At 69.6% G+C, this 21,042-nt stretch carries 13 protein-coding genes; 5 read left to right on the forward strand and 8 right to left on the reverse strand.

The genetic code is table 11. The features are described 5' to 3' along the window. Positions 1 to 369: 369 nt before the first annotated feature. From PP1_RS29735 to PP1_RS29750, 4 genes are all read right to left on the reverse strand, one after another. Positions 370 to 1,710, reverse strand: coding sequence for a hypothetical protein (locus PP1_RS29735; RefSeq protein ID WP_050802588.1), 1,341 nt, complete (start codon positions 1,708 to 1,710; stop codon positions 370 to 372). A 197-nt stretch (positions 1,711 to 1,907) separates the two neighbouring features. Next, positions 1,908 to 7,064, reverse strand: a complete 5,157-nt coding sequence (locus PP1_RS29740) for a helicase HerA domain-containing protein (RefSeq protein ID WP_010243708.1) — start codon at positions 7,062 to 7,064, stop codon at positions 1,908 to 1,910. Next, on the reverse strand, positions 7,061 to 8,716 hold the full coding sequence (mads7, locus tag PP1_RS29745; RefSeq protein ID WP_010243706.1) for a methylation-associated defense system protein MAD7: 1,656 nt from the start codon (positions 8,714 to 8,716) through the stop codon (positions 7,061 to 7,063). The genes PP1_RS29740 and mads7 overlap by 4 nt, the downstream gene beginning before the upstream one ends. Beyond that, positions 8,713 to 12,543 (reverse strand): protein kinase domain-containing protein, encoded by a 3,831-nt coding sequence (locus PP1_RS29750; protein WP_075315332.1) that lies wholly within the window; start codon positions 12,541 to 12,543, stop codon positions 8,713 to 8,715. Before PP1_RS29750 ends, mads7 begins: the two co-directional genes overlap by 4 nt. Positions 12,544 to 13,298: 755 nt before the next feature. Between PP1_RS29750 and PP1_RS29755 the strand changes: the two genes are divergently transcribed. Both PP1_RS29755 and PP1_RS29760 read left to right on the forward strand, forming a co-directional pair. Continuing rightward, the gene (locus tag PP1_RS29755; protein WP_010243702.1) at positions 13,299 to 13,484 is read left to right on the forward strand and encodes a hypothetical protein; all 186 of its coding nucleotides are present in this window, start codon (positions 13,299 to 13,301) and stop codon (positions 13,482 to 13,484) included. A gap of 151 nt (positions 13,485 to 13,635) precedes the next feature. Further along, positions 13,636 to 13,896, forward strand: coding sequence for a type II toxin-antitoxin system VapC family toxin (locus PP1_RS29760; RefSeq protein ID WP_010243700.1), 261 nt, complete (start codon positions 13,636 to 13,638; stop codon positions 13,894 to 13,896). A 726-nt stretch (positions 13,897 to 14,622) separates the two neighbouring features. On the opposite strand, the gene PP1_RS29765 is transcribed toward PP1_RS29760, so the two are convergent. Beyond that, positions 14,623 to 15,198 (reverse strand): hypothetical protein, encoded by a 576-nt coding sequence (locus tag PP1_RS29765; protein ID WP_010243698.1) that lies wholly within the window; start codon positions 15,196 to 15,198, stop codon positions 14,623 to 14,625. Positions 15,199 to 15,819: 621 nt separating this feature from the next. Between PP1_RS29765 and PP1_RS29770 the strand changes: the two genes are divergently transcribed. Continuing rightward, on the forward strand, positions 15,820 to 16,413 hold the full coding sequence (locus tag PP1_RS29770; RefSeq protein ID WP_010243696.1) for a mycothiol transferase: 594 nt from the start codon (positions 15,820 to 15,822) through the stop codon (positions 16,411 to 16,413). 18 nt (positions 16,414 to 16,431) lie between these two features. Here PP1_RS29770 and PP1_RS29775 read toward each other — a convergent pair whose 3' ends face one another. The 3 genes from PP1_RS29775 to PP1_RS29785 form a co-directional block, all read right to left on the reverse strand. Then, positions 16,432 to 17,949, reverse strand: coding sequence for a GDSL-type esterase/lipase family protein (locus tag PP1_RS29775; RefSeq protein WP_010243694.1), 1,518 nt, complete (start codon positions 17,947 to 17,949; stop codon positions 16,432 to 16,434). A gap of 201 nt (positions 17,950 to 18,150) precedes the next feature. After that, positions 18,151 to 18,354 carry a hypothetical protein gene (locus PP1_RS29780; protein WP_010243692.1) on the reverse strand — a complete coding sequence of 68 codons (204 nt, stop codon included), beginning with the start codon at positions 18,352 to 18,354 and terminating at the stop codon, positions 18,151 to 18,153. 189 nt (positions 18,355 to 18,543) lie between these two features. Beyond that, the gene (locus tag PP1_RS29785; RefSeq protein ID WP_139324214.1) at positions 18,544 to 18,816 is read right to left on the reverse strand and encodes a hypothetical protein; all 273 of its coding nucleotides are present in this window, start codon (positions 18,814 to 18,816) and stop codon (positions 18,544 to 18,546) included. Between the two features lie 1,140 nt (positions 18,817 to 19,956). Between PP1_RS29785 and PP1_RS29790 the strand changes: the two genes are divergently transcribed. Both PP1_RS29790 and PP1_RS29795 read left to right on the forward strand, forming a co-directional pair. Next, on the forward strand, positions 19,957 to 20,145 hold the full coding sequence (locus PP1_RS29790) for a hypothetical protein (RefSeq protein WP_010243688.1): 189 nt from the start codon (positions 19,957 to 19,959) through the stop codon (positions 20,143 to 20,145). Continuing rightward, complete coding sequence (locus PP1_RS29795) at positions 20,142 to 20,846, forward strand: hypothetical protein (protein WP_010243686.1); 705 nt, start codon at positions 20,142 to 20,144, stop codon at positions 20,844 to 20,846. The genes PP1_RS29790 and PP1_RS29795 overlap by 4 nt, the downstream gene beginning before the upstream one ends. Positions 20,847 to 21,042: the final 196 nt, after the last annotated feature.

The following is a 21,042-nucleotide window of genomic DNA, read 5'->3' on the forward strand; positions in this document are numbered from 1 at the left end:
AGGAGGCTCTGGCCAGGTAGGTGGTGCAACCCATCGCAGGTTCGCGTCATGTCCACCCATAATGATCGGTACCTTAGCCGGACCTGCACGATGGTGGGCTTCGGTGCGTCCCTGCCGGGGCCGACCCAGCTCTGGCGACCTCTGGATCGTGCCGTCTGCCGATGCTGATCGCGAATCCGTGTGTGCCGGGCGCTGACCAAGGCCATGCACCTGGACATGTGATGAGACCCGGCCGTGGAGGCGACGGGTGGACGAGCTCATCGCTGAGCTGCACGCCGGCAAGACCGGCCTCGCCATCCGGGTGTTGGGCCGGCCCTCGATCGTGGTGGGGTTGCCCGGTCTCGCGCGCAAAGCTCGAATGGCGCGGATTCAGTCGACCGGCTCGGACTCCTGCGCCGACCGCTCTGGAGTCACCGCGCTGGTCGACTCGGTGTCACTCACCACGATGCCGTCAGGATGCTTCTGCTCGTGGCTGTCGTCGGGCGGGGTGGTGCGCCACCTGTCTGCTGTGGCCTGGACGGCTCCGCCGGCACGGCTCACACCGGCCAGCCCCGAGTCGAGAGCTGTGGAACCGAGGCCCCGCACCGCTCGTCCGGACTCGATCGCGACGGTTCGTGCGTGTCGCAAGGCGTCCCGGACCGTCGGCGCGACGAGCGATACCCATCCCTGGACCTGCACGCCGCGGGCGGTCACGAAGTAGTCGAGGTCGCGGCGCAGGGTCTGTACCGATGATCGGAGTTTGCGCCCGCTCAGCGTGCGGTGGAACTCCGAGGGCTTCAGGACGCCGTAGGCGTCGAGGGTGTCGCGCAGGTTCTCCACCAGGATGCTGTCGGCGTGCAGGTGCTCGGCGAGCACGGCGTGGGCGTCGGAGACGGCTTCGTCGAGCGAGTCCGGTTCGATGGTGCTGATGCGTGTGATGCGCAGGCGCTGCCACAGGTAGTGCGACTGTTCGGCGACGACGAGCAGGCGTAGCACCTCCCCCAGCCGGCCGTCTGCCACGACTCGTTCCAACCGGCGGGCCCGTTCCGGGGCGGTCAGGCCGGGGGGCAGGTCGCGGGCCAGCCGGAGCGCGTGCTCGCGCAGTCGCTCGACGCTGACCTCGAGTTCCGGTCCGAGGTAGGCGACGGTGGACCAGTCGACCTCGCCGAGTGATCCGCCCTGGTCGATGCGGTCGACCCGCCGCCGGAGCAGGCGATGGTGCCCGACGACGTCTCCGGTCCGCTCGGCGCCGGCGAGGCGGAGCAGCTCGTCGGTCTTGCCCTCGACGCGCTCGAGTGCCTCGCTGATGCGGTCGGTCGCCGCCTGGGTCGCGGCGTTCAGCGCGATCATCGCGAGTACGACCGGTGGCGGGCCGACGGCCCTGTTCGACACGATCCGTCCCGAGGCGTTCGTGACCCACAGTCGTAGCGTCGCCGAGCCGCCGGTCGGGACGTTGTGCAGTGCCCGGATGTAGTGGACGGTCGTCGCAGCGGTGGAGCCGAGGGCGCTCGCGTGGGCGATCGCGGTCGTGCGGTCCGAGCCGGACAGCCCGACCGAGCGCACGGCGACTCCGGTCTCGGCCTCCCAGCGCGCTACGAACTCGGCGACCGCGATCTCGTCGCCCACCAGCAACGTGCCGGACGGGTGCTCACTGACGACTACGGGGCTGCCGGCGACATCGACCTCGGCGTCGTCGGAATCGGATGTGGGTGCGGATTCGTCATCGGCCACGACCAGCTACCTCCTCGTGCGCTCGTCGTCTTCATCGTGACGGCAGGTGCGATCACGGGCACCCTGGGCCTCTATCCGGTCGCGGGCCCAGGGACCGGTCCGAGGTTCTGGGCGCCGCGCTGAGTCGGAGCGCCACCGCACGCCCGGGCCAGGGCCCGGGCCACCCGAGCACCACAGCTTATGGCGGAGATCAGCGCTCAATCCTTGGCCATGAAGACCTTCCGTGCTTCGGCGCGGTCCGGAGTCGAGACGTAGGCCTGGCCCACGGACAGGTTCTCCAGGGCCACGGCCAGGTCCTGGCCCGCCCGCCCCCGCATGAACCCCGCCACGGTCCGGCTCTCCGGAAAGTTGCAACGAAACGCCACCTTGGTGCCGGCGTTCGCGAGAACGTCCTTGTGGAAGTCGGCCACGCCCTGGCTCGCCACGACGACGGCGACCCCGTACTTCCGCCCTTCCTTCATGATCTTGGGGAGCGTGACGTCCTTGGCGAGCCGGTGGGCTTCGTCGAGGACGACGGCGAGGCGCAGCTGTTTCGACTGTCCCCACTGGAACATCTCGCGGTAGACCTTGCGGAGGACGAATGCTCCTGCGGCGACCTGCACCTGCTCCATCAGCCCGTGTACGTCGAGCACGACTCCGCGCTGCAGCAGGTCGGTGAACGTGTGCTCGGCGTCGTCGGTCAAGAGGCCGAAGTCGCTCAGGGGCCGCATACGCGCGACGACGTTGCGGCCACGGCCGGCACTCTCGACGGCGGCGACCGCCTCGGAGAGCTCTTCCATGGTGGGCAGCCGGTCCGGGCCTGCCGCTGAGCCGAACCCACGGCTCTTGTAGACCTCCCGCAACCCCTCGTAGGCGGCGTTGCGCTGGATCTCGCCGAGCCCGCAGACGTAGCCGATCACCTCGGACAGTTCCCAGGCCGCCTGCTGGTAGCGGGTGTGGTCGTTGCCGCGCAGCTCGAACGGAGAGAACGGAAGCCCTTCGGTCGCATCCAGTACGGCAGAGCGTCCCGGGGGCTCGGCAGCCATGTCACCGTGGAAGTCGAGAACGAGCGAGGGCAGTCCCTGGCTCGCGAACGAGTTCAGGATGCGCCGGGTCGTGACCGACTTGCCCTGCCCGGGGATTCCGAGCACGAACAGGTGTGGGCTGCCGGCGGTGCTGATGCGCCAGCGCGCTGCACCAGCGTGCGCGTCGTCCCCGAGGTGGACGTCCACGAGTTCCGGGAAGGCGGCGGGTGCGGCACCGTTCGGTCCCGGAGAGTGACCGTTGCCCTCCGGCCGGGTGGAGGCGGATTCGGCCCGTCCGCCGGACGGCGGGACCGGTCGGAGGGGAACGGTGGACTCCACCCCGCCGTGGGGGCCGCACAGGCCCGGCGATTCGCCGGACTGTCGCGACGGGCTCTCGGGCGCGGCGGGGCCGCGGCCCGGCGTGCCGACGACGGGAGGTACCGGTCGCGGGGTTCCGGCCGATGGAGCCGTCGGAGTCCGCGGGGCCGACGGGGTACCGCCGGCCGGGGAGGTCGGTTCCGGTGGGGTCGGTGTCCGCGGGGGCGTGCTCTGTTGCAGTGAAGCGTCTTCGGAGTCGTCGTACGGGGTCGGCGTGGCGACCCGTTGCCTCGCCGCATCCGGCAGCTCCGGCTCGCCCGTGCTGCTCCGCGCTGAGAAACCGACCTCGCCCAGGTCGCCGGCCGTCAGCACGTCGATGCGGACACCGCGGTGGGTCGAGGGAAAGCCCTCGGGGCCGGCGAGGCTGACCACGTAGCCATGGCGCCCGATCTCCGGAACCAGGGTGCCGTCCTCGACCTTCTCGAAGAGCCGCTCGATCTCCGAGCGCCGGTCGGTGTCGAGCAGTCCCATCGCAAGCGCCCGGTCGGCGTGGTGGCGCAGGATGCCGCTGAGCCGTGCGCGCTGCAGCTCGGCGTCGATGCGCGGCGGGTCGGTGCGGAAGAAGGTGTCCTGCAGCATCGACACGGTCGAGTCCAGCTGCTCGACGATGTCGTCGACCAACGCGGTCGGCAACGCGGCCGCCTTGCGTGACTTCACCTCAACGCACTCCAGGCGCAGCGTCCGGGCGGTGGAGCGGACCAGGACGACATCGCAGCGCCGTGCCCCGGCCTCGGCACCGGACTCGCCGAAAACGTCCATGTGCGCGTCGACCGGGACGACGACCGTGCCGTCGAGCTCGCCGCGTCGGCGCAGGTGGGCCATCAGTGCAGCGAGGCTGACCGCCTCGGTCGCCAGGTTGGATCGGCCGATCAGGCGCATGGCGAGCCGGCCCGACACGACCTGGAGGTGGCTGAGGATCTCGCGGACGGATTGATCGACTGTGGCGAGATCGAGCTCGACCATCGCGTCGGCGAGGAGACGCTCGACCTCTCCGCGGTGGGTGGTGGTGACCGTCAGCCGTGGGCCGAGCCCCTCGAGGAAGTCCGGGGCGTAGTCGAGGATGTAGGGGCGGTCGGGGTCCGGTCGGCCCGCCGGTCCGGTGAACAGGTCGACTCCGAGGTTGCGGTCCAGGGTGAGTACCCAGTCGGAGCGCTCATGTGCGGCTTGCAGGGATTGCCGTTGTTCGGGTCCGAGCCGCGCTGCCAGTGCCACCGAGCTCGCCGGGTAGCCGAGCTCGGTGGCCAGTAGCGCCTGGTAGGACCGGTGTGCCTCGACTGAGTCCGAGGCTCCGTCGCGGGTGCGGGCGCGCAGCGCGGGCGCGGTCCGCCAGACCACGGCACCGTCGACCGCGGCACGCTGGTTCGAGGCCGGAGTCAGCAGGTTCCGGAAGGATGCGGCCGGGTCTCGCACGGCGACGTGGGTGGCTTCGGCTGCTGCGTCGGCCTGTACGTGGGCGAGGTCAGCGACGATTCCGAGGTGGGCGGCGGCATCGTCGGAGGAGAGCATCCCGTGCGGGCGGACGCTGATCCCCAGCGGTGGGGTGAGGTAGGACGTGGTTCCTCGCACCTGTCTGGCTGCCACCCGGTGTTGCAGATCGGTCAGTGCCGGCAGCGGATCGGTCAGCGACAGCCGGGAGCTGTAGGCGGTGACCTCGATGCGTGCCGGTGCGGCCGCCAGCTCGTCGGTGTCCTGCTCGAGCACAGCGCCGGACAGAGCACGCGCGAGTAGGTCGCCGGAGCCGGGGTTGTAGGCGAGCAGCCGCATCGCGCTCTGTCCTGGGTTCACCGTCCGGTAGGCCTCGACCCGTTCGGCGAGCACGGATGCCGGGACTTCTGGGGTGACGTCACGCCGGTCCAGGCCCAGGACGTCGAAGACGGCCTGGATCGCGGCGCCGGGTTCGGCCTCCCCTGGGTCGAGGTAGAGGCCCGTGCCCAGGGTGGCTTCGCGGACGTAGACGAAGGGGGAGCCGTCGGCACCGAAGACCGCGAAGGGCAGGTTGGCCGGAACGACTCGTGCGACCAGCCGGGGGTCGACCGCCTGCTTACGTGCGACCTTGGATTTTCCCAGGTCCGCGAGCTGGAGGGCCCACTGTCCGAGGGTCGCGGCGTGCTCGGCCGCCCAGGCCAGGCGCATCGGGTGTAGCGGGAGCACCACGACTGAGGCGATAGGTGCGTGCCCGGCGGTGGCCACGCTCAGCATGAGGGTGTCCATGGTCAGCAGTGCCCGGCGGGTCGTCGTGTCGGCCGCGGCGTCGAGGGCCCGCTTGTAGCTCTGGCAGTAGGCATTGACCTCGGCGCGCAGGCCGTCGTCCCACTCGAGCGCCTCGACGACGTCGTGCGGGTGCCGGGCGGCCAGGCGGTCGAACAGCTTGCGCCGCCGCTCGGCCAGGGTTTGGGGCAGCTCCCCACGGATCGGCTCGATGGCGTCGCTGTCGAGGGTCTCGCCGAGCCGGCCCTGTGCCTCCCAGGCCGTGGTGGCGCCTCGCTCGTCGAAGATGCGTCGCTGCAGGTCGGTGAGAGCCGGACTGAGTGAGAGCCGGACCGTGCGACGCCCGCCCAGGCGCACCGAGAAGGTACCGCCGTCCCAGGCCGGAGCGTCGGCACCGAGGTCGTCCTGGCCGTCGAGCGCGGCGTCGAGGCGGGCCTGGGCCATGGACGCGGCCGAGGCGCGGCGCCCGCCGGTCGGGCTGGGCGCCTCGTCCTCCCAGCGCACGGCGAACTGCTGACTCTCTTCGACGGCGTCGTTTCCACCGGAGAGGACAACAGGTTGTCCGGTCTCGTCGAGGGCCGTCAACCGCACGACCAGCAGGGCAGCGGCCGCGAGGTCCTCCTCGGCAAGGTCGATTCGGACCGTACCGCGCCGCTTGTCCCCCTTCACGGTCTGCTTCGCAAACGCCTCGGTGTCCTCGTCGCGCAGGTCCTCGGGCGGGACGGCCTCGAGCAACCAGCGGTCGATCGCCGTCGTCGTCGCCGGATCGGTCTTCCACATCAGGGTGACCGACGCCGGGCTGTCCTGCCCCAGCTCGAGGTAGGGCAGCTCGCCGGAGCCGTCCTGCAGCAGCCGGGTACCGGCGCGCAGCGCCCCGTCTTCTTTGAGGAACGGTGTCACCCGAAGCGAGGTGACGGGCACGTGCATCGCCTGCCCGTGCGGCCACCGCTCGAATGTCAGCTCGCCCGCCCACTGCGAGCCCATCAGGGCACCGGCCCAACAGACGGCGTCGGACAGGTCGACCGCGGGCGCGGTGAGGTACTGGGTGATCCGATCGCGGATCACCCCCTCCGGGACTCCGGCGCTACTGAGCCGGTCGGGGACAGAAGCAACGGCGCGCAGCGGTCGCGAGATCGCCTTGACACAGCGCGCGTTACGCGAGAGGCGCTCGACAAGGGTGTGGCCGCCGAGGTCCGGGATCAGCCCGACCATCCACAGCGCTCCCCCGGCGCTCGCCCACGTGGGGTCGTCGAGGACGGTGGCGACGTAGCGGGCCCATGCCTCGACCGGGCGGTCGCGGCCCAGCTCACGACCGACGCGGCGCACCGCGTCCTGCAATTCCGTGTCGCCGATGTCGGCGACGAGGTTCTCCCCGGTTTCGGTGAGCAGGGCGGCGACGTCGATGCGGGCGAAGCTGTTGTCCAACGAGCTGGCGCTGGTGCCGCTGCCGATCGGCACCATCAGGATCAGCGGGCGTTGCTTGCGGTTGCGCAGCTCGACGGCGCGCTCGGCAGGCACGAACAGGTCACCGTCGGCGTGCTGGCTGTCTGCGGCGAGCACGTGAACGTCGGCGTGATCCGGTGTTGCGAGCTTGCTGCGGACCGTGTGGACCAGTGCTGCGGCGTCGGCCGGTCGGATGCTGTCGATACGCACGCAGTGACCGGAGCCGTGATCTTCGATCGCGTCAACGATCTGCGCGGCGAGGGCGTCGATGATCAGCTCGGGCAGCCCGGTACGGGCGGTGGCGGTGGCGGCTGCGGTCATCGGGCGTCTCCGAGGGGGTGGCGAACGGTCTGTACGGAGAAGTCGTCGGACAGGCTGTCGAAACAGCCGAGCAGCTGCAGGCGGCGCTTGAACGCCTCGAGGTTCGCGGTTGCCGCGGCCCGAGCCTCGGCGCCGTCGAGGAAGGCGGGCGGGCGGTCGATCAGCAGGCCGTAGCGGTCGCGGAGTCCGACGAGGACGTCCTGCAGTGGCATCGTGCGCCGGTAGGAGCTGCCGTCCGGGGTGAGGAACAGGGCCATGAGCAGGGCGGTCAGCTGCTCGTCGCCCGGGGCGTAGCGCCAGGTACGGCGGTTGGTGGAGACACCGTCGAGCAGACCGTAGGGCTTGGTCAGGCCGCCGACGCTGCTCAGCCACGCGACCGAGTTCTTCAGCGCCTTGGTCTCGTTGACGAGCTGAATGATGTCGAGCAGTTTGTCGAGTTCGGACTCGTCACGGCCCTGGACCTGGCGCAGGAAGTCGACCTCGGTCTCGGTGGCCGCGTCACTCTCCTCCGCGTCGGCGACCAAGTCGTCGATCCGGGCTTCGCAGTAGGACTCGACGCGGCGATGTTCACGCAGCGAGGCGAGCAGCGCGAGCTGCCCGGTGCGGTCCAGTTCGTCGAAGCGGGCCTTCTCTGCGGCGATCCGGTTGAGCGCCTGTTCGATGACGACGAACGTCATGCGATCGCGGAATGCGAGCCGGGTGTGGTCGAGGTCGCGCTCGACGCAGCGGCGGGCGAGCCGGTCGGACGTCGATCCCAGGTCTCCGGTGAGGTCGCAGTAGATTTCCAGCTGGGATGGGGGCGCGGCGACCCCGTACCGTTGCTCGATCATGTCCGGAGTCAGCTCGCCACCGTTGCGCAGCAGCTCCCGCCCGGCGGCATCGGCTCGCAGGGTGAAGGTGTACACCCCGGTCGCGAGCAGCGCAGCGAAACTCGCCATGAGCGACTGGGTGGGGACGATCGGGCCGTAGGCGCGCAGATGACCTAGCAGGTCGGCACCGATCTGTGTTGCGACCGCGGGCAGGGGGCTGTCGGCTGAGCCGCCGTCGATGGCACGGGCATCGGCCATCTCGAATCCTTCGAGGAATCGGAATTCCAGCAGGGCGCCGATGTCGAGCTGGGAGGGGTCGTCGAGATGTGGTTCCCAGCGTGGCTGTGGGCCGATGGACAGGCCACGGCCGACGGTCTGGGTCACTAACTCGCGCAGGTCTGCCACCGGGTTCTCCGAGCCGCTGTGGGCCAGCCCGTCGACGAGGACCTGGTAGGCGAAGTCGTCGATGCCACGGTGCCGCGACCGGTCCTTCGGTAAGCCGGCGCGGTAGGCGGCCAGGGTCAGTGGGGCGACCGCGAGCATCTGCTCGCCGGAGCGCTCACGTCCGAAGGCACCCATGTCGACGACGCAGGTCCGCAGCCATCCGTCCAGGAGGGACTGCCACTGGCTGGAGTAGCCGACGACCGTGCCGCTTTGCAGTAGCGCGCTGCGGTAGCCGGCGAAGTCGCCGGTGTTGGTGCGTGAGCGGCTCGACCGTCCTCCCTTGACGCACATCTCGAACAGCTGTGGCAGCACTCTGTCGGTGTCGGTGTCGATCAGCGAGAAGACCGTGAGCGGCCGGTACTGATAAGTCCGCAGCGGCTTGGGCAGGGCGATCGTCACGTGGCGTCCTCCAGGGCGATGCGTCCACCGTCGATGACGCGGGCGCGCACGGCGCGGCCGGAGCCGTCCACCACCCGGACCGACCGTGCCGGTTGCAAGCGCAGCCGGTTTCCGAAGCCGTGGATCTCTTGTCGCAGGGCTGCCGAGGCGGTGTCGGCGACGATCTCGCCGTCAGCCGCGCGTAGGAGCAGCTCGGCGAGGTCGACGGTGACCCTCAACCGCGCGTTCGATGCCGGGTGCACCAAGACGAGCTGGTCGGTGAACGACTCGACGTAGGGCGACGGTGAGGTCGCCGGCTCGAGCTGGAACTCGTCGGCGCGCAATTCTTTGACTACGACGATCGCGCGAACCGAGGGGTCGTCGTAGGCACGGTCGCGCAACGCGAGGTGCTCGCCGTCGTAGCCGGGATAGGCCAGGATGCGCGAGATGCCGAGCAGGACCCGGGCCAGCGGCGGTTGCGGGGCGCTCAGGGCGGCCAGGTACTCGTCGAGGTAGCGGTATCCACGGACCTCGCGGCGCGCCGATTGGGGCGCATTCCAGGCGCCGAAGAACAACGAGCGCTTCAGGGCGCCCATCACGTCTGTTTCGACGGCGGACAGGTCCGGTAGCAAGCGTCTGTCGGCGCGGGCGGCCCGGCCGACTCCTGGAGCGGCGAGCCCGGCCGGGTCAATGTCGGACCACTCGTCGACGAGGTAGTCACCGGTGCCCGAGGTGAACGCCAGATCTGGCGTCAGACGGGCCGGGCCCGAGCTGGGGTCCTGGCCGCGGTCGTACTCGGCGTGGACGGTGGCGCAGGACAGGTCGCCGGTGATCACCCAGCCGAAGGCCGATCGCACATCGCGCACGGTGGCCCGGCGTCGGCGGCGTAGGTGGCTGGTCAGCAGCAGTTCCGACACCGCGGCGCGGGCACCGTCGGTGCGCAGCGACTCGGCGTTGCGCCGGATGGGGCACACGTCGTGGGTGATGCAGCCCGAGCACACTTCCCACCGGGCGGGTGCGGTGAGCGAGTCGAGGATCCCCAGGCCGAGTCCCTTCTGGCCGACATCGGCCGGGAAGGCGAGGGCACGGCGTTTGAGGTCGACGAGCACGACCCGTGCACCGCTTGCGGGTCCGTCGATGCGCTGACGGTCCAGTGCCGCGACGATGTCGGGGTAGCGCTCGGCGTGCTCACCGAAGAACTGGGCCACCCGGCCGTCGTTCGCGGCGAGCAGCACGGTCCTGCGGGCGGGGTCGTCGCCGTCGCCCGGGTCGAGCGCCGAGCGCAGCAGGTCGTCCGCGGACAGCTCACCGTGGGATTCGGAGGCGTCGTAGACGGCCGCGAAGGTGTGCCCGCCCAGCCGCTTTCGCCATCCCGCCGCGTCGGTGTCGAGGGTTGCGGCGCCGTGGCCATCGAGGGCCTGCCCGACCTGGACCAGGAACGAGGTTTTCCCGTCACCGGGATTGCCGCTGAGCACGACGACGTCGAGTTGCCCGCCGAGCACCGCGGGCAGTAGCTGTTCGTCGAGCCGGGTGCCGACATAGGTGTCGTGGGCGAATACGTCGTCCATGCCGCGGTTGCCGGCGTTGCCGATCTCGCTGCGCCGGTACAGGCCGCGCAGGGCATCGACGGTCGGGTTGATCAGTTGTGTGCGCGTCGGGTCCGGCTGCGGGGTGTCGCGCGCTCGGGCCAGCTCGTCGGCGAACGCGCGGGCGCTTTGCGGGCGTTCGTTCTCGTCGAACGCGGCGGCGCGGAACAGCGTGTCCAGCAGGGCGCTTCCGTATCGACGCCGTTGGGCCTCGGATGGCGCCAGTAGCATGCGCCGCTCGTCAAGCGAGAGCCCCGCGTAGGGATATCGGCCCAGCACCGCGTGCAACACCGACACCGCGGCGCTGTAGATGTCGGCGGCGGGGCTCCAGTGCCGACGGGTGATCACTTCCGGTGCGGTGTAGGGCGGGGAGCCGACCGCCGACTTCGCGTCGGTCACCCGCATCGAGAGACCAAAGTCGATCAGTGCGGCGCTGCCGTCCTCACGCACGATGATGTTGTTCGGGCTGACATCGCGGTGGTAGAGCAGCTGCTCGTGGGCATCGGCGAGCCCGCGCAGCACGTCAACGGCAATGCGCCGTACGTGCTCCTCGTCGGTGAGACGCCCGTTCTGCGCGGCATCGTGCAGACTCTGTCCGGGTACGTACTCCTGCACCAGGACCCCGGGCTCGGGCCGCGACAGGACGTCGTAGACGCGGGCACAGTAGCGGCTGGCCAGCGCATCGGCGTTCATGTACTCGGCGCGGACGTGCTCGAACTGCGAACGGTGCGGGTGCAGGTGCTTGAGGGTGCGCTGAACCTCCAGTCGCTCGTCCCATGCGAGCCAGGTGATCGCCCAGGCGCCCTCCCCCAGCCGATGCAGCAGCCGGTAGCGCCCGGCGAGCAGCCCGTTCGGTTCCATTCGCTCGTCGTCGACCGAGACGGGCGGATCCAGCTCATTGTTCGGCTGCGGTTCGGGCTGGGGCGGAGCGGGGCTGGTCAGCGCCGCAGCCGAGGTCGCCGTCGGGCGGACGGTGATGTCCGGGTCGAGGCAACGGGTCAGAACGTCGCCGAACACCGGGTGAGCAGCAGCGCGGGAGCGGGCGAGATCGTGGTCGGGCTCGTCGCCGGCATCGCTGTGCAGCCACTGCACCAGACACAGCGCGAGGGCGTAGATGTCGTCACCGGGCTGGAAGAACTCCGGGGTTACTCCCGGGGCTTGGAACGTCGAGGACGGGTGGTCCTCACCCAGCACCGGAGCAATCGTGTGCGAGGACGGCAGGTGCGCCCGGCTGAAGTCACGGAAGCGGACGCGGCTCTGCGGCGGCGGGGTCACCTCGATGCTGCGCAGCTGCAGCGCGCGGTGGGTGATGTTCTGCGCGTGGACGTCGGCGAGGGCACGGAAGGCGTCATGGACGACAGCACCGCCGACCTCGACATCGACGGACCCGTTCGCGTCGTGCGCGAGCTTGCCGAGGCTGGTGCCGTCCATCGCGACGACGATCGGGGTGACCAGATAGCCCTCCCACTCGAACCACCCCTGGACCCGCCAGGTCCGCTCCTTGACCGCCAGGGCCTGAAGCGCGTCGTGCTCGCGGGTGGCCAGTAGCCGGGCCGCATCCGGGTCCTCAGCTCCGGTGAGCGGAACGCAGTACAAACCGACGTTCTCTCCCGCCGGGTTCTGAGTCGGAAAAACTCGCGCGTTGCCCTGCGTCATGGGGCGTCCGAGGACGCGGTACTGCATGATCTTTCGCGGTAGCTGGCCCTCGGCACGCTGCCCGAGTCCGAGCAGATAGCTCATCAGCTTCGGACGAAGCGCAGCGAGCGTGTCCGGGAAGGCGGCGTCGCGCTCCACGAGCTGCTCGGCGGCATCAGCGAGGCGCAGCACGACACCGGTGCCCAGCTCCTCGGCACCGCGCAGGACGAGGGCGTCGTGGGAGAGCACAACGTGTCCGGAAACCGGCCGCGCACCCCGCGGCAGCGCCCCGAGAGCAGTAGCCCATCCGCTGACTTTGGACTTGAGGCGGCCGGCCAGAACGCGGGAGGCGTGGGCAACCTGGTTGGCAGGGTTGTGTCTGCGGTCGCCGTCTACGAACCAGGCGACCTCGCCGACACGGACGTCGCGTCCCCAGGCCTTCTCCTCACACACGAAGATCGCGTGGTCCCCGACGACGACGAGATCGAGATCGACGGTGCTCATCGAGTCCGGGATCTGCCTGCCGGCGATCACGTCCCAACTCTGCGGGAGCTCGTCGGCGAGGCGGCGGGCGGTCTTTTCCTCTCCAGGGCCGTGCCAGTCGCCCAAGATGTGCAGACGGGCCATCAGCGGGGCCCGGAAACTAGGAAGAGTGCACAGAGCATGTGGCCGCCGTCCCCCTCATCGTGCCGCCGACTGATCGTCCAATCGACGCGATCGACATTAGTCGGGCGCTACGCAGGGTTTGCGCGTGGCTCCCGCACGTCACCTTGCAGGATGAAATCACTGTCGCTGATCTGCGATGACGCGCATCTGTGCGTGTCGACATGCCGGGTCGCTCATGGTTCAGATCACCCACCGAGGTGAGAGCCGCGGCCTCATGTGCTGACCGGGCTGCCAGCTCCCAGCTGAGCCGGGTGAGACCTCGCGAACGGCTCCGCGAAGCCCGCCGGAGTTCGAGAAGTAGACGACCGAGCCCCTTATGCGACCGGCTTCGCGAGCGAAGCTGTTCACCGTTCCTCCTGCAGAGCCATCAGGTCGACGTGCGAGTGACCTGTTGCTCGTAGCTGACCGGTCCCCTACGGATGGATCGATTACGCCGGGTGCGGCGCGACAGGATCCCAGTCGGTCTCATCAAAATTGATGACACATGCCGCCCGTGCGTCTTTGAGCTGGCGGCGAAACGTCAAGACACGACGCCGCCAGCACCGGCCGTAACCGACGCTCATCCCCTATGTGGCTCCACGCGGCAACGCCCTGGCTCGGTTGGTGGCCACCAACTCCGGCGGCTACTCAACCGCCGGCAGGGTGTCGTTCGGCCCAGCCGACGGCTGCCGCGACTACCATCACCGGAGGTCTGATAGCCGATCGAGGAGGCAGCGATGACCACCCAGCCGGGACCGACGCCCTCCCCCAGGCCTGCATCGACCGTCGACGAGATCTTCGCCAACGCAAAGGCGGTGAGCAACGTCGACGAGCTCGCCCAGGACGGCATCTTTGAAGACGACGCCGAGCTCGACGACTTCCTCGCCGACCTTCGCCGGATGCGACGCTCTAGTGTCGCCTGACGTGCGACGGATCATCCTCGCCACCGACGTCGCCCCATAGACCACAAAGCGGCGTCTACCTGCACCCTTCTCCAGTGGACTCGCCGCAGCCGAACACGGCATCACCTTCGTCACCTTCGTCACCTACGGTGAACTCACCCGGTGGTCGATCATGATCCAGTGGGGAGCCGTCCGCCGGATCAACCTCGATACCTGGCTCACCGCGCGACCCACGCTCCCCTACACCGACGACGTCGCCCGGATCTGGGGCGAGATCACCGCCTACGCCGCTCGCCGCGGCCGTCCTCGTCCTCACAACGGCAGCTGGATCGCCGCCGCCTGCCTGGCTTATGACCTCCCGCTCGCAACCTCGAACGTCAAGGACTTCAGCGACTTCGCCGAGCACGAAGGTCTTGTGCTCGTCGCCGGGTGATGTCGATGGGCACGTCCCGGGTGCACCCGGGCTGATTGCGCGCCGCTGAACGGCGTCGGGCTGTCTGCTGCTGTGGGCCGTGCGCCGCAGCGTCGGTGTTCTCCGTTGCGACCGTGCCTGTGATCACGTCGCTCATTTGCACGTGGCGACGACCGGTACCCGGTGGGAACACGCGAAGTCGCGGTACGTCGTGTCGTGTCGTGCCGTGTCAATGCAACTTCGCCCGACGTGTCTCGGCATCTGCATGCCGTAGCGGATCCGCGGTCGATCGTGCGTTCAGCTTCGGCGCGTCGGGAGACTCTGCCGGAAGGCTTCAGTGGTCTCGGACCCGATGTCATGCCGTCCATGACTGGGCAGGCGACGATGCGGATCGACGGCGGGCCCGGCGAGATGGACCTGGACATCCGGTCGGCAGGCGTGCCGTGGTGCGCAGGGATCTCCAGCACCGGCACCGAGCGGCCGGTCGCGTGGGATGCCGCAACTGGAGGCAGGCGACCACGTGACGATCACCGTGCACCTGACGACGCAGCAGCCTGGGAAGGCGGCAACGATCGTCCTGCGGTACTGCCGATCTCGGTGACCGCAGGAGTTCCGGACGGTCGCTACCGGGAGCGAAGAGTGTCGGTCCCGGTTGTGCCGGAACCACCGGCGCCGGTGGCCTGGGTGTTCGGGAACTAGGCCGGGCGCGTGGCGCTACCGGCCGTGCGCGGGACCGCTCTGCTCAGATCAGCACTGGTCGGCGGGGATGTAGCCCTGAGCGCAGCCGTACTCGTACTGCGTTTCCCCCGAGGTGGGCAGGCGCCCAGCGCTCTCGCCGGCGTTGGCTTCCCGCTCCTGACGGTTAATCTCGGCGTCCTGCTCTGGTGAGCAGCCGTAGCCGATGCACTCCTCGGCGGTGCCGGCCTGCTGGGCGTACTCCCGGTGTGCCTGTTCCTTGGCCGCGTTGATCTCCGGACAGCTCTTGTTGGTGATCACGTTCGGGTTGTTCGGGTCATCCGACCTGGCATCGGCGTACGGCTCGCAGGTGTAGGCGACCTCCTGCCTCGCAGCGGGCTGTGGCAACGGCAGCTCTGGGATGACTCTGTCAGGTAGCGGGGGCGCGGGCACCAGGACTCGTACCGGCCTGGGGGCGGCGGTGGTGATGTCGATCGGTGCAGCGGCCTGCGCGACCGGGGCGGCGGGCAGCTCGGTGAAGGTGAGCGCGGCGACGGTGCCGAGGGCGGCGACCAGGGTGGTCGGTACGAGCGCGCGGAGCGCGTTCCGGCCGAGACGTCGTGTTCCGTGCTGGTCGGTTGTGCGCATCCGTGCTGGTCTCCCCGGTGACCAGGGCCGCCCCGCGCGGCCCGTACGCCGTAGTCATCGTGGCACGCGGGGCAGCGTTAGCGGCCGAATGGGCTACTTTGCGAAGTAATCACGCATGGCGGAGACGCATCGCGGGCAGATCACCTCCCGGCCGAGCTCGCAGTGGCCGATGCGGCCGTCGACACGTTCGCCGCAGTCGGCGCCGTACTGCTCGCGAGCGACCCGGCTGGTCGGGTCGCCGCTGCGCTCGGTGGGGGATGTCGGCACGCGTGCAGCGGTCGCGGTGTCAGCGAGGCGACCGAAGACGTAGCCGCGCTGTCGTCGCGGACGCCATCGAGGTCGAGGTCGCGGTCGCGGTCGCGGTCGCGGCTATTCCAGGGCACTCGCTGGGGCACGACCACAACAGGGGCGAGCATGCCGACGTGCCGGGCCCACGTCAGGTCGAGCCTGGTCGGCGACTCGATCTCAGAGACGACGCAGTCGCTGCGGCTCACGGCCCGACCGTGGGGACCGAAGGCGAAGAGGGGGCACACCCGCATCCATTCCCTGTTGCGGGCCGAACCTGACCTCGATTCCCGGCACAGTCGGTGACACGCCATCCCGACCCCCGAAGGACACACCATGTACGCACCCGCCCAGCACGACGAGATCACCGGCCTCGTCCACTACATCGACGAGCAGCTCACCGCCCTCCGCTCCGCCGCGTTCGGACTTACCGAGCAGCAGGCGCGGGAGACGCCGTGTCGCAGCGCGCTGTCGATCGGGGGCCTGATCAAGCATGCGACGTATTGCATGCGCGGAGCGCTGAAGCGCCTGCAGACCGAGGTGACCGAGCAGCCATTGGACGCCGCCGCGGTCGCCGCGTTCACCGACAGCTTCGTCGTGCGCGACGACGAGACGACGGCCGAGACGCTCAAGGACTTCGACGACATGTGGGCCAGGCTGCGTGCCACGGTTCTCACGACCGATCCCGCGGCCGAGACGGTGGCGCCGCCTGCCCCGTGGCACGGGATCGTCGATGCCCGCCCAATCCACGCCCGCTACTACCTAGTGCACCTGATCGAGGAGTTCGGGCGGCACGCGGGCCACGCCGACATCATCCGCGAGCAGATCGACGGCGTCGCCGTGCCGACGCTCGTCCTGACCCTGGCCAGAGCGCCCGGCAACGCCTTCTTCCAGCCGTACCGACCGGCCCCGGGATCGCTACTGGCGTGATCGGGCAAGTGAAGAGTGCTACTGGCAGTTCCTCCGTGCTGCCACGGCGATCTCCGGGAATTCCGACAGGATGCGGTCCAGCTCGTCGAAGCTCGGAAGCTCGGCGTCCCGCACGGACTGCGCGGCCGCGGGCGAGAGGACGCCGGTGGACCGGATCTCACGCTGAGCGATCTGCGCCACCGCGACTAGGCTCTCGGACTCCCCGGCGAGGACGTCGAGGGCCGCCGCCGTCCGCGCCGAGTACTCGGTTCCGGACTCGATCGGCGGCGGCGGCGCGGCCCGCAGTTTCTCGGCCCGGTCCCGTGCCCCTGCCGACAACGGCTGCTCCACGGTGACGATCCGGTCGAGGAGTTGTGCGGTCGAGAGCCCGGTGCCGTATCGGTCGTACGGCAGGACGAAGAAGTCGCAGCCCATCGACCTCGCCCACTCGGTGGGGAGCGTCGCCGTCCGCACCGGCGGGCACACCGTGTCCGAGTCCCAGCACGCCAGCACGGCCTCCGCCACCTTCTCGTGGTACCCGAACTTCGGGTGGATGCTCTGGTTCTTGTCGCTCGGGATCGCCCGGTTGATCCACCGCTGCGCGCCGTCATCGACACACAGGTCGTGCCGGCCGAACGTGGTCGACAGATACCCCGACGTGTCGATCACCGAGATCCCCGCCTTGCGCGCCTCTTCGATGATGACGGTGTTGAGCGTCGTCGCGACGTTGTCGTTGACCCACCGCATCGTCGGCTCGTCGACGTCGTTGGCGAGCCCGAGCGAGCACGTCCCGTCCGGATCCTGCGGGAACGGGCGCGGGAACAGCGTCGCTGCGATCTTGCCGCCGTCCTTGAGCCGGGAGGGGTCCTTCAGATCCCAGAAGAGGTAGGAGAGCTGCGCGCGCAGACCGGGGATCCGCTGCTCGATCGTGGCGCTCCATTCGCGCCTGCACTGCGGCACGAGCCCGCGGTACGGGAGCGGGGTCGCGCGCCGTTGCAGGCCTTCGATCATGCAGCTCGTGACGAGATCGGAGAAGCCCAGGTCGTTGCCGCCGATCCCGACAGTGATCAAGTCCGCCGGGCCACCGGTCACGAAGGCGTCGAACTGGGCGGGCTCGCCCTTGAAGCCGGTCCCCATCGCGGCGGTGCGCGCCCCGGAGCACGCGCGGAACGAGACTCCCCAGTCGGAGTCCCGCTGGTCGAGAGCACCCCACACCCGCACCGGATAGGCGTGACTCGATCGGTGGCAGCCGTTGCCGAAGCCGCCGGAGTGGGTCCCCGTGTCGCCCAGCCAGCCGTACTGCTGTGCCGCCCGATCGGCCAGGTCCTCAGGGCTGATCGACGGCCGGTTCAGGTCCGGATTCTCGGCCGTGAACCTGCTCATGTCCTCGGGGCTGACGTAGGGCGCGCCCTCACCGGAGCTGAACGAGTCACCGAGCGCGACGTAGTGCAATGGCCCCGGGTTCGCGTCGGCCCCGAGCTCCGGGACCCCGGACGCCCCGGGGACCGGCGTCGCGCCGGCGGGACCGTCGCAGGCGCTCAGCGCACCGATCAGCAAGAGCGACGATACGACTCGGATGCAGCGTTGCAACGCGACTCCAGCTCCGGGGTGGGGCGATAGACGATCATCCTTTCGCGGTGAACAGCTGGCGTGTTACGCCCACAGATCAGGTCGCACAGCTGCTCCCGGCAGATGCTGGTCAGGCTGTGGAGACGAGGGGAATAGAACCCCTACCCTCCGTTGTGCAAACGCGGGCCCCTAGAACAGAACAGCGCCGTAGGCGGACTCGAACGCCTTCTGCGAGTGCAGCATCGGCAAGCGCTGCCGGTGCAGCCAGTCCTCGTGCCGCGCCGTCCACGCCAGGCCGTCCGAGAACACCGGACCGTGGCGCGGCAAGGGGTTCAGCAGCTGATGCGGCGCGGTCACCAGCTCGCGGCGCGCCGCCTCCCGGGACCGGGTCACATGCGCCGACGCGGCGCACCCCGAGCAGAGCCTCGATCTACAGAGCGCTCCGACTCAGTGGAGGCCACTGACACGGGGCCGGGCCGCCGCCTCAGGGGACCGTCCCCGTCCGGGCGGTCGAGAGGGCGCGGGTCGTCGGTGACGGCGATCCGGGCGGCCAGCACCATGCGAGCTACAGCGGAGGACGGGTCAGGTTCCGTTGTAGAGCTGCTGGGCCCGCGACCGCGATAGGCCCAGCTCGGTGGCGATCTGGCCGTAGCTCAACCCGTGCTCGTCCTTCATCGCCCGCACCGACTCCCGGATCAGCCCCGCTAGCTCGGCCACGAACCCGGAGTTTTCGGCCAGCACCTCGCCGATCAACCGGTGCCGCGCCGCTGGGTCCTCCACTGCGCGCACGGCGTCGATCACACGCTCGGCCATCTCGGCGTGCAGCTGGCTGACCTGCTCGGCTCGCGCACCCATACGCGTCTGTATATCCCCCCTTGACGCCGTACACCCCTCCCTATGCATCTGTTGGGGTGGAACCCACCTCTGAAGCGGAGTCGTTCTCGTGGTGCCTCGGACAGCCGGGTTGCGGCGCCTACCGCTTCGCGGGATTCCGGGGCCAGCCTCGCTCCTGCACCCGTCCAGCACGCTGGGCCGGTCTGGTCCTGGTCGAGTCCCGCCGTCCGGTCGAGCTGTGGGTCGAGTACGCCTGCGAGCTGCGCGTCGGCCATCTCCAGGCGCCACATGAGCTCCTCGAGCGCGACCGGGCCGACCTGCAGCGGCGGCGTGAACGGTCCGAGTCGGGTGCCACCGGCCGACAGAACTGTCGGCCGGGACCGCTGGCTACGGGTGCGGAGGGGCGTCGCCGTCTGCGACGCGCCCTGCGCCTCTGGGCTCCGTCGGCACCGGCGGATGCTCGGGCTCGGACGGTGATCGACTCGGCCTCGTGACGACCGCTGCTCGTGCGGCGTGTGTTCCGGGGCGGGGCGGAGGAGGACGGTCGTGTCTCGGTTGGTGGTGACGCCGGCGCCGTCGAGGTCGGCGCCGCCGGCGCCGCTGCCGCTGTAGGGGCTGGTCGGATCCGAGCACTCGACCTCGAGCCGTCGCTGCTGGACGCCTCTCAGTGCCGGTGCTGCTGTTGAGCTGCTCGAGGTAGTCGCGCGGGGCGTGCTCGTGGCCGCGGTGAGGTCCGGGCAGCTCTCTATTGGTGTCGTGCAGGTTCGCCTGGTCCTCGAACTTCGGGGCCGCGCACCGCTGACACAGCACACACCATCCGACCACCGGCCGCCTCGGACCTGGCGTCTGCGACGGGGTGACAGGGAGACTCCGGGCACACTCGAGCTGAAGGTGACGGCGCCGGGATCAGCTCCAGTCACCGCGATGCAGTGCTCGCGCGCCGCCAGCCAATCCCTCGGCGTGAACACGCTCAGCGGGACAGCGGCCCGTTCGGCGCAGCGAAACTCTGTAGCGCATTCGACGCATGTGCCGTCGTGATCCGCCTGCCTGACGAGGTCGATCACCGATCCGCAGGGTGGCGGTGGCCCACACCGGGCACCAGACTGTCGGTGGTAAGTGATGCACTCGCGCTGTTCACGTGAAGCTTCTGAGGAGGGCGGCATGAACGCGAGGCTGGTCAGGCACGAACGCAGTGACCTCGTGGAGCGTCGCCGCGAGATCGTCGAACGCATGGAGCCGGACGAGGCCACCGTCCGCAGCCGAGGCGACAACGGTTCGCTGACACCGGAGGAGCGAGATCTGCTCGTCGAGTTGGAGGGCATCGACTTCCTGCTGGGGGACGGTGCGTGACTTTCGACGTCGAGGCTGAAGCGCTGGCGTTCGCGCAGGAGATCCAGGATGTGCTCGATGGCGTCTTGCCCGTGCCTGCGACCGTGGATCTCGACGACCGCATCGTCACTGCGCACACGGTGGACGATGTGCGATTCCGGGTGGAGACCGCTGCGAAGAACGGCCAGGTCGTGCTGGCGAAGAACAGTCGGCCCATCGCACACATGCGGATCGTGTTCCTGTGCACCGCGGATGCCTACAACGCCTACCTCGCGGTCGAGCGCTGCGACATCGGCTTGTTCTCGGGTGTCGACAGCAGGTTGCCCATCGTGCGGCTCGACTTCCGCCGCGACATGCACACCGCGCCGTCGTGCCACTGGAACGTCCACGCCGAGAGCGGGCCGGCGACTCGCGTCCTGACTCTCGGCAACCCGGACCACTCCGGGGTGTTCTCCAAGCTGCACTTTCCTGTGGGTGGGCCCCGGATGCGTCCGTGTCTCGAAGACTTCCTGCAGTTCGTGCTGCAGGAGTTCGGGGTCGATCGCCATCCGGACGCGATGTCCGTGATCGCAGAGGGACGGGAGCGCTGGCGACGCCGACAGATCGGAACGTCGGTGCGGGACGCACCCGACGAGGCGGCCCGCGTACTCCGCGAGCTCGGCTACACCGTGACCGCAGACAGTCCGGCGCCGCCGAGACGCGACAGGCTCCGGGCGTACTAGTCGGGTGTCGCCCGAGCCCCCACCCGGCGCACTCACGTGCAAAGCCGTGGACTGCAGGACGTGTCACTTCGGGTCGGGTCTCTCACCTCTGCGGCTCGGTGTGCTTTCGGGCGCCGGTTACCGACTGGGGCCACGACCATTCGTCGTTCCCGAACGCGCGGGGAACGACCGATCGATGGCGTCGGCCTGCGAGATG

Source organism: Pseudonocardia sp. P1 (genome assembly GCF_000178675.2).
Lineage (GTDB): Bacteria > Actinomycetota > Actinomycetes > Mycobacteriales > Pseudonocardiaceae > Pseudonocardia.

What these genes read in the sequence shown, in the direction of transcription:
- PP1_RS29755 (WP_010243702.1), top strand. Translation starts at nt 13,299, where the DNA reads ATGACCACCCAGCCGGGACCGACGCCCTCCCCCAGGCCTGCATCGACC.
- PP1_RS29740 (WP_010243708.1), bottom strand. Translation starts at nt 7,064, where the DNA reads ATGACCGCAGCCGCCACCGCCACCGCCCGTACCGGGCTGCCCGAGCTG.
- PP1_RS29770 (WP_010243696.1), top strand. Translation starts at nt 15,820, where the DNA reads ATGTACGCACCCGCCCAGCACGACGAGATCACCGGCCTCGTCCACTAC.
- PP1_RS29785 (WP_139324214.1), bottom strand. Translation starts at nt 18,816, where the DNA reads ATGGGTGCGCGAGCCGAGCAGGTCAGCCAGCTGCACGCCGAGATGGCC.
- PP1_RS29760 (WP_010243700.1), top strand. Translation starts at nt 13,636, where the DNA reads ATGATCCAGTGGGGAGCCGTCCGCCGGATCAACCTCGATACCTGGCTC.
- PP1_RS29790 (WP_010243688.1), top strand. Translation starts at nt 19,957, where the DNA reads ATGAACGCGAGGCTGGTCAGGCACGAACGCAGTGACCTCGTGGAGCGT.
- PP1_RS29750 (WP_075315332.1), bottom strand. Translation starts at nt 12,543, where the DNA reads ATGGCCCGTCTGCACATCTTGGGCGACTGGCACGGCCCTGGAGAGGAA.
- PP1_RS29765 (WP_010243698.1), bottom strand. Translation starts at nt 15,198, where the DNA reads ATGCGCACAACCGACCAGCACGGAACACGACGTCTCGGCCGGAACGCG.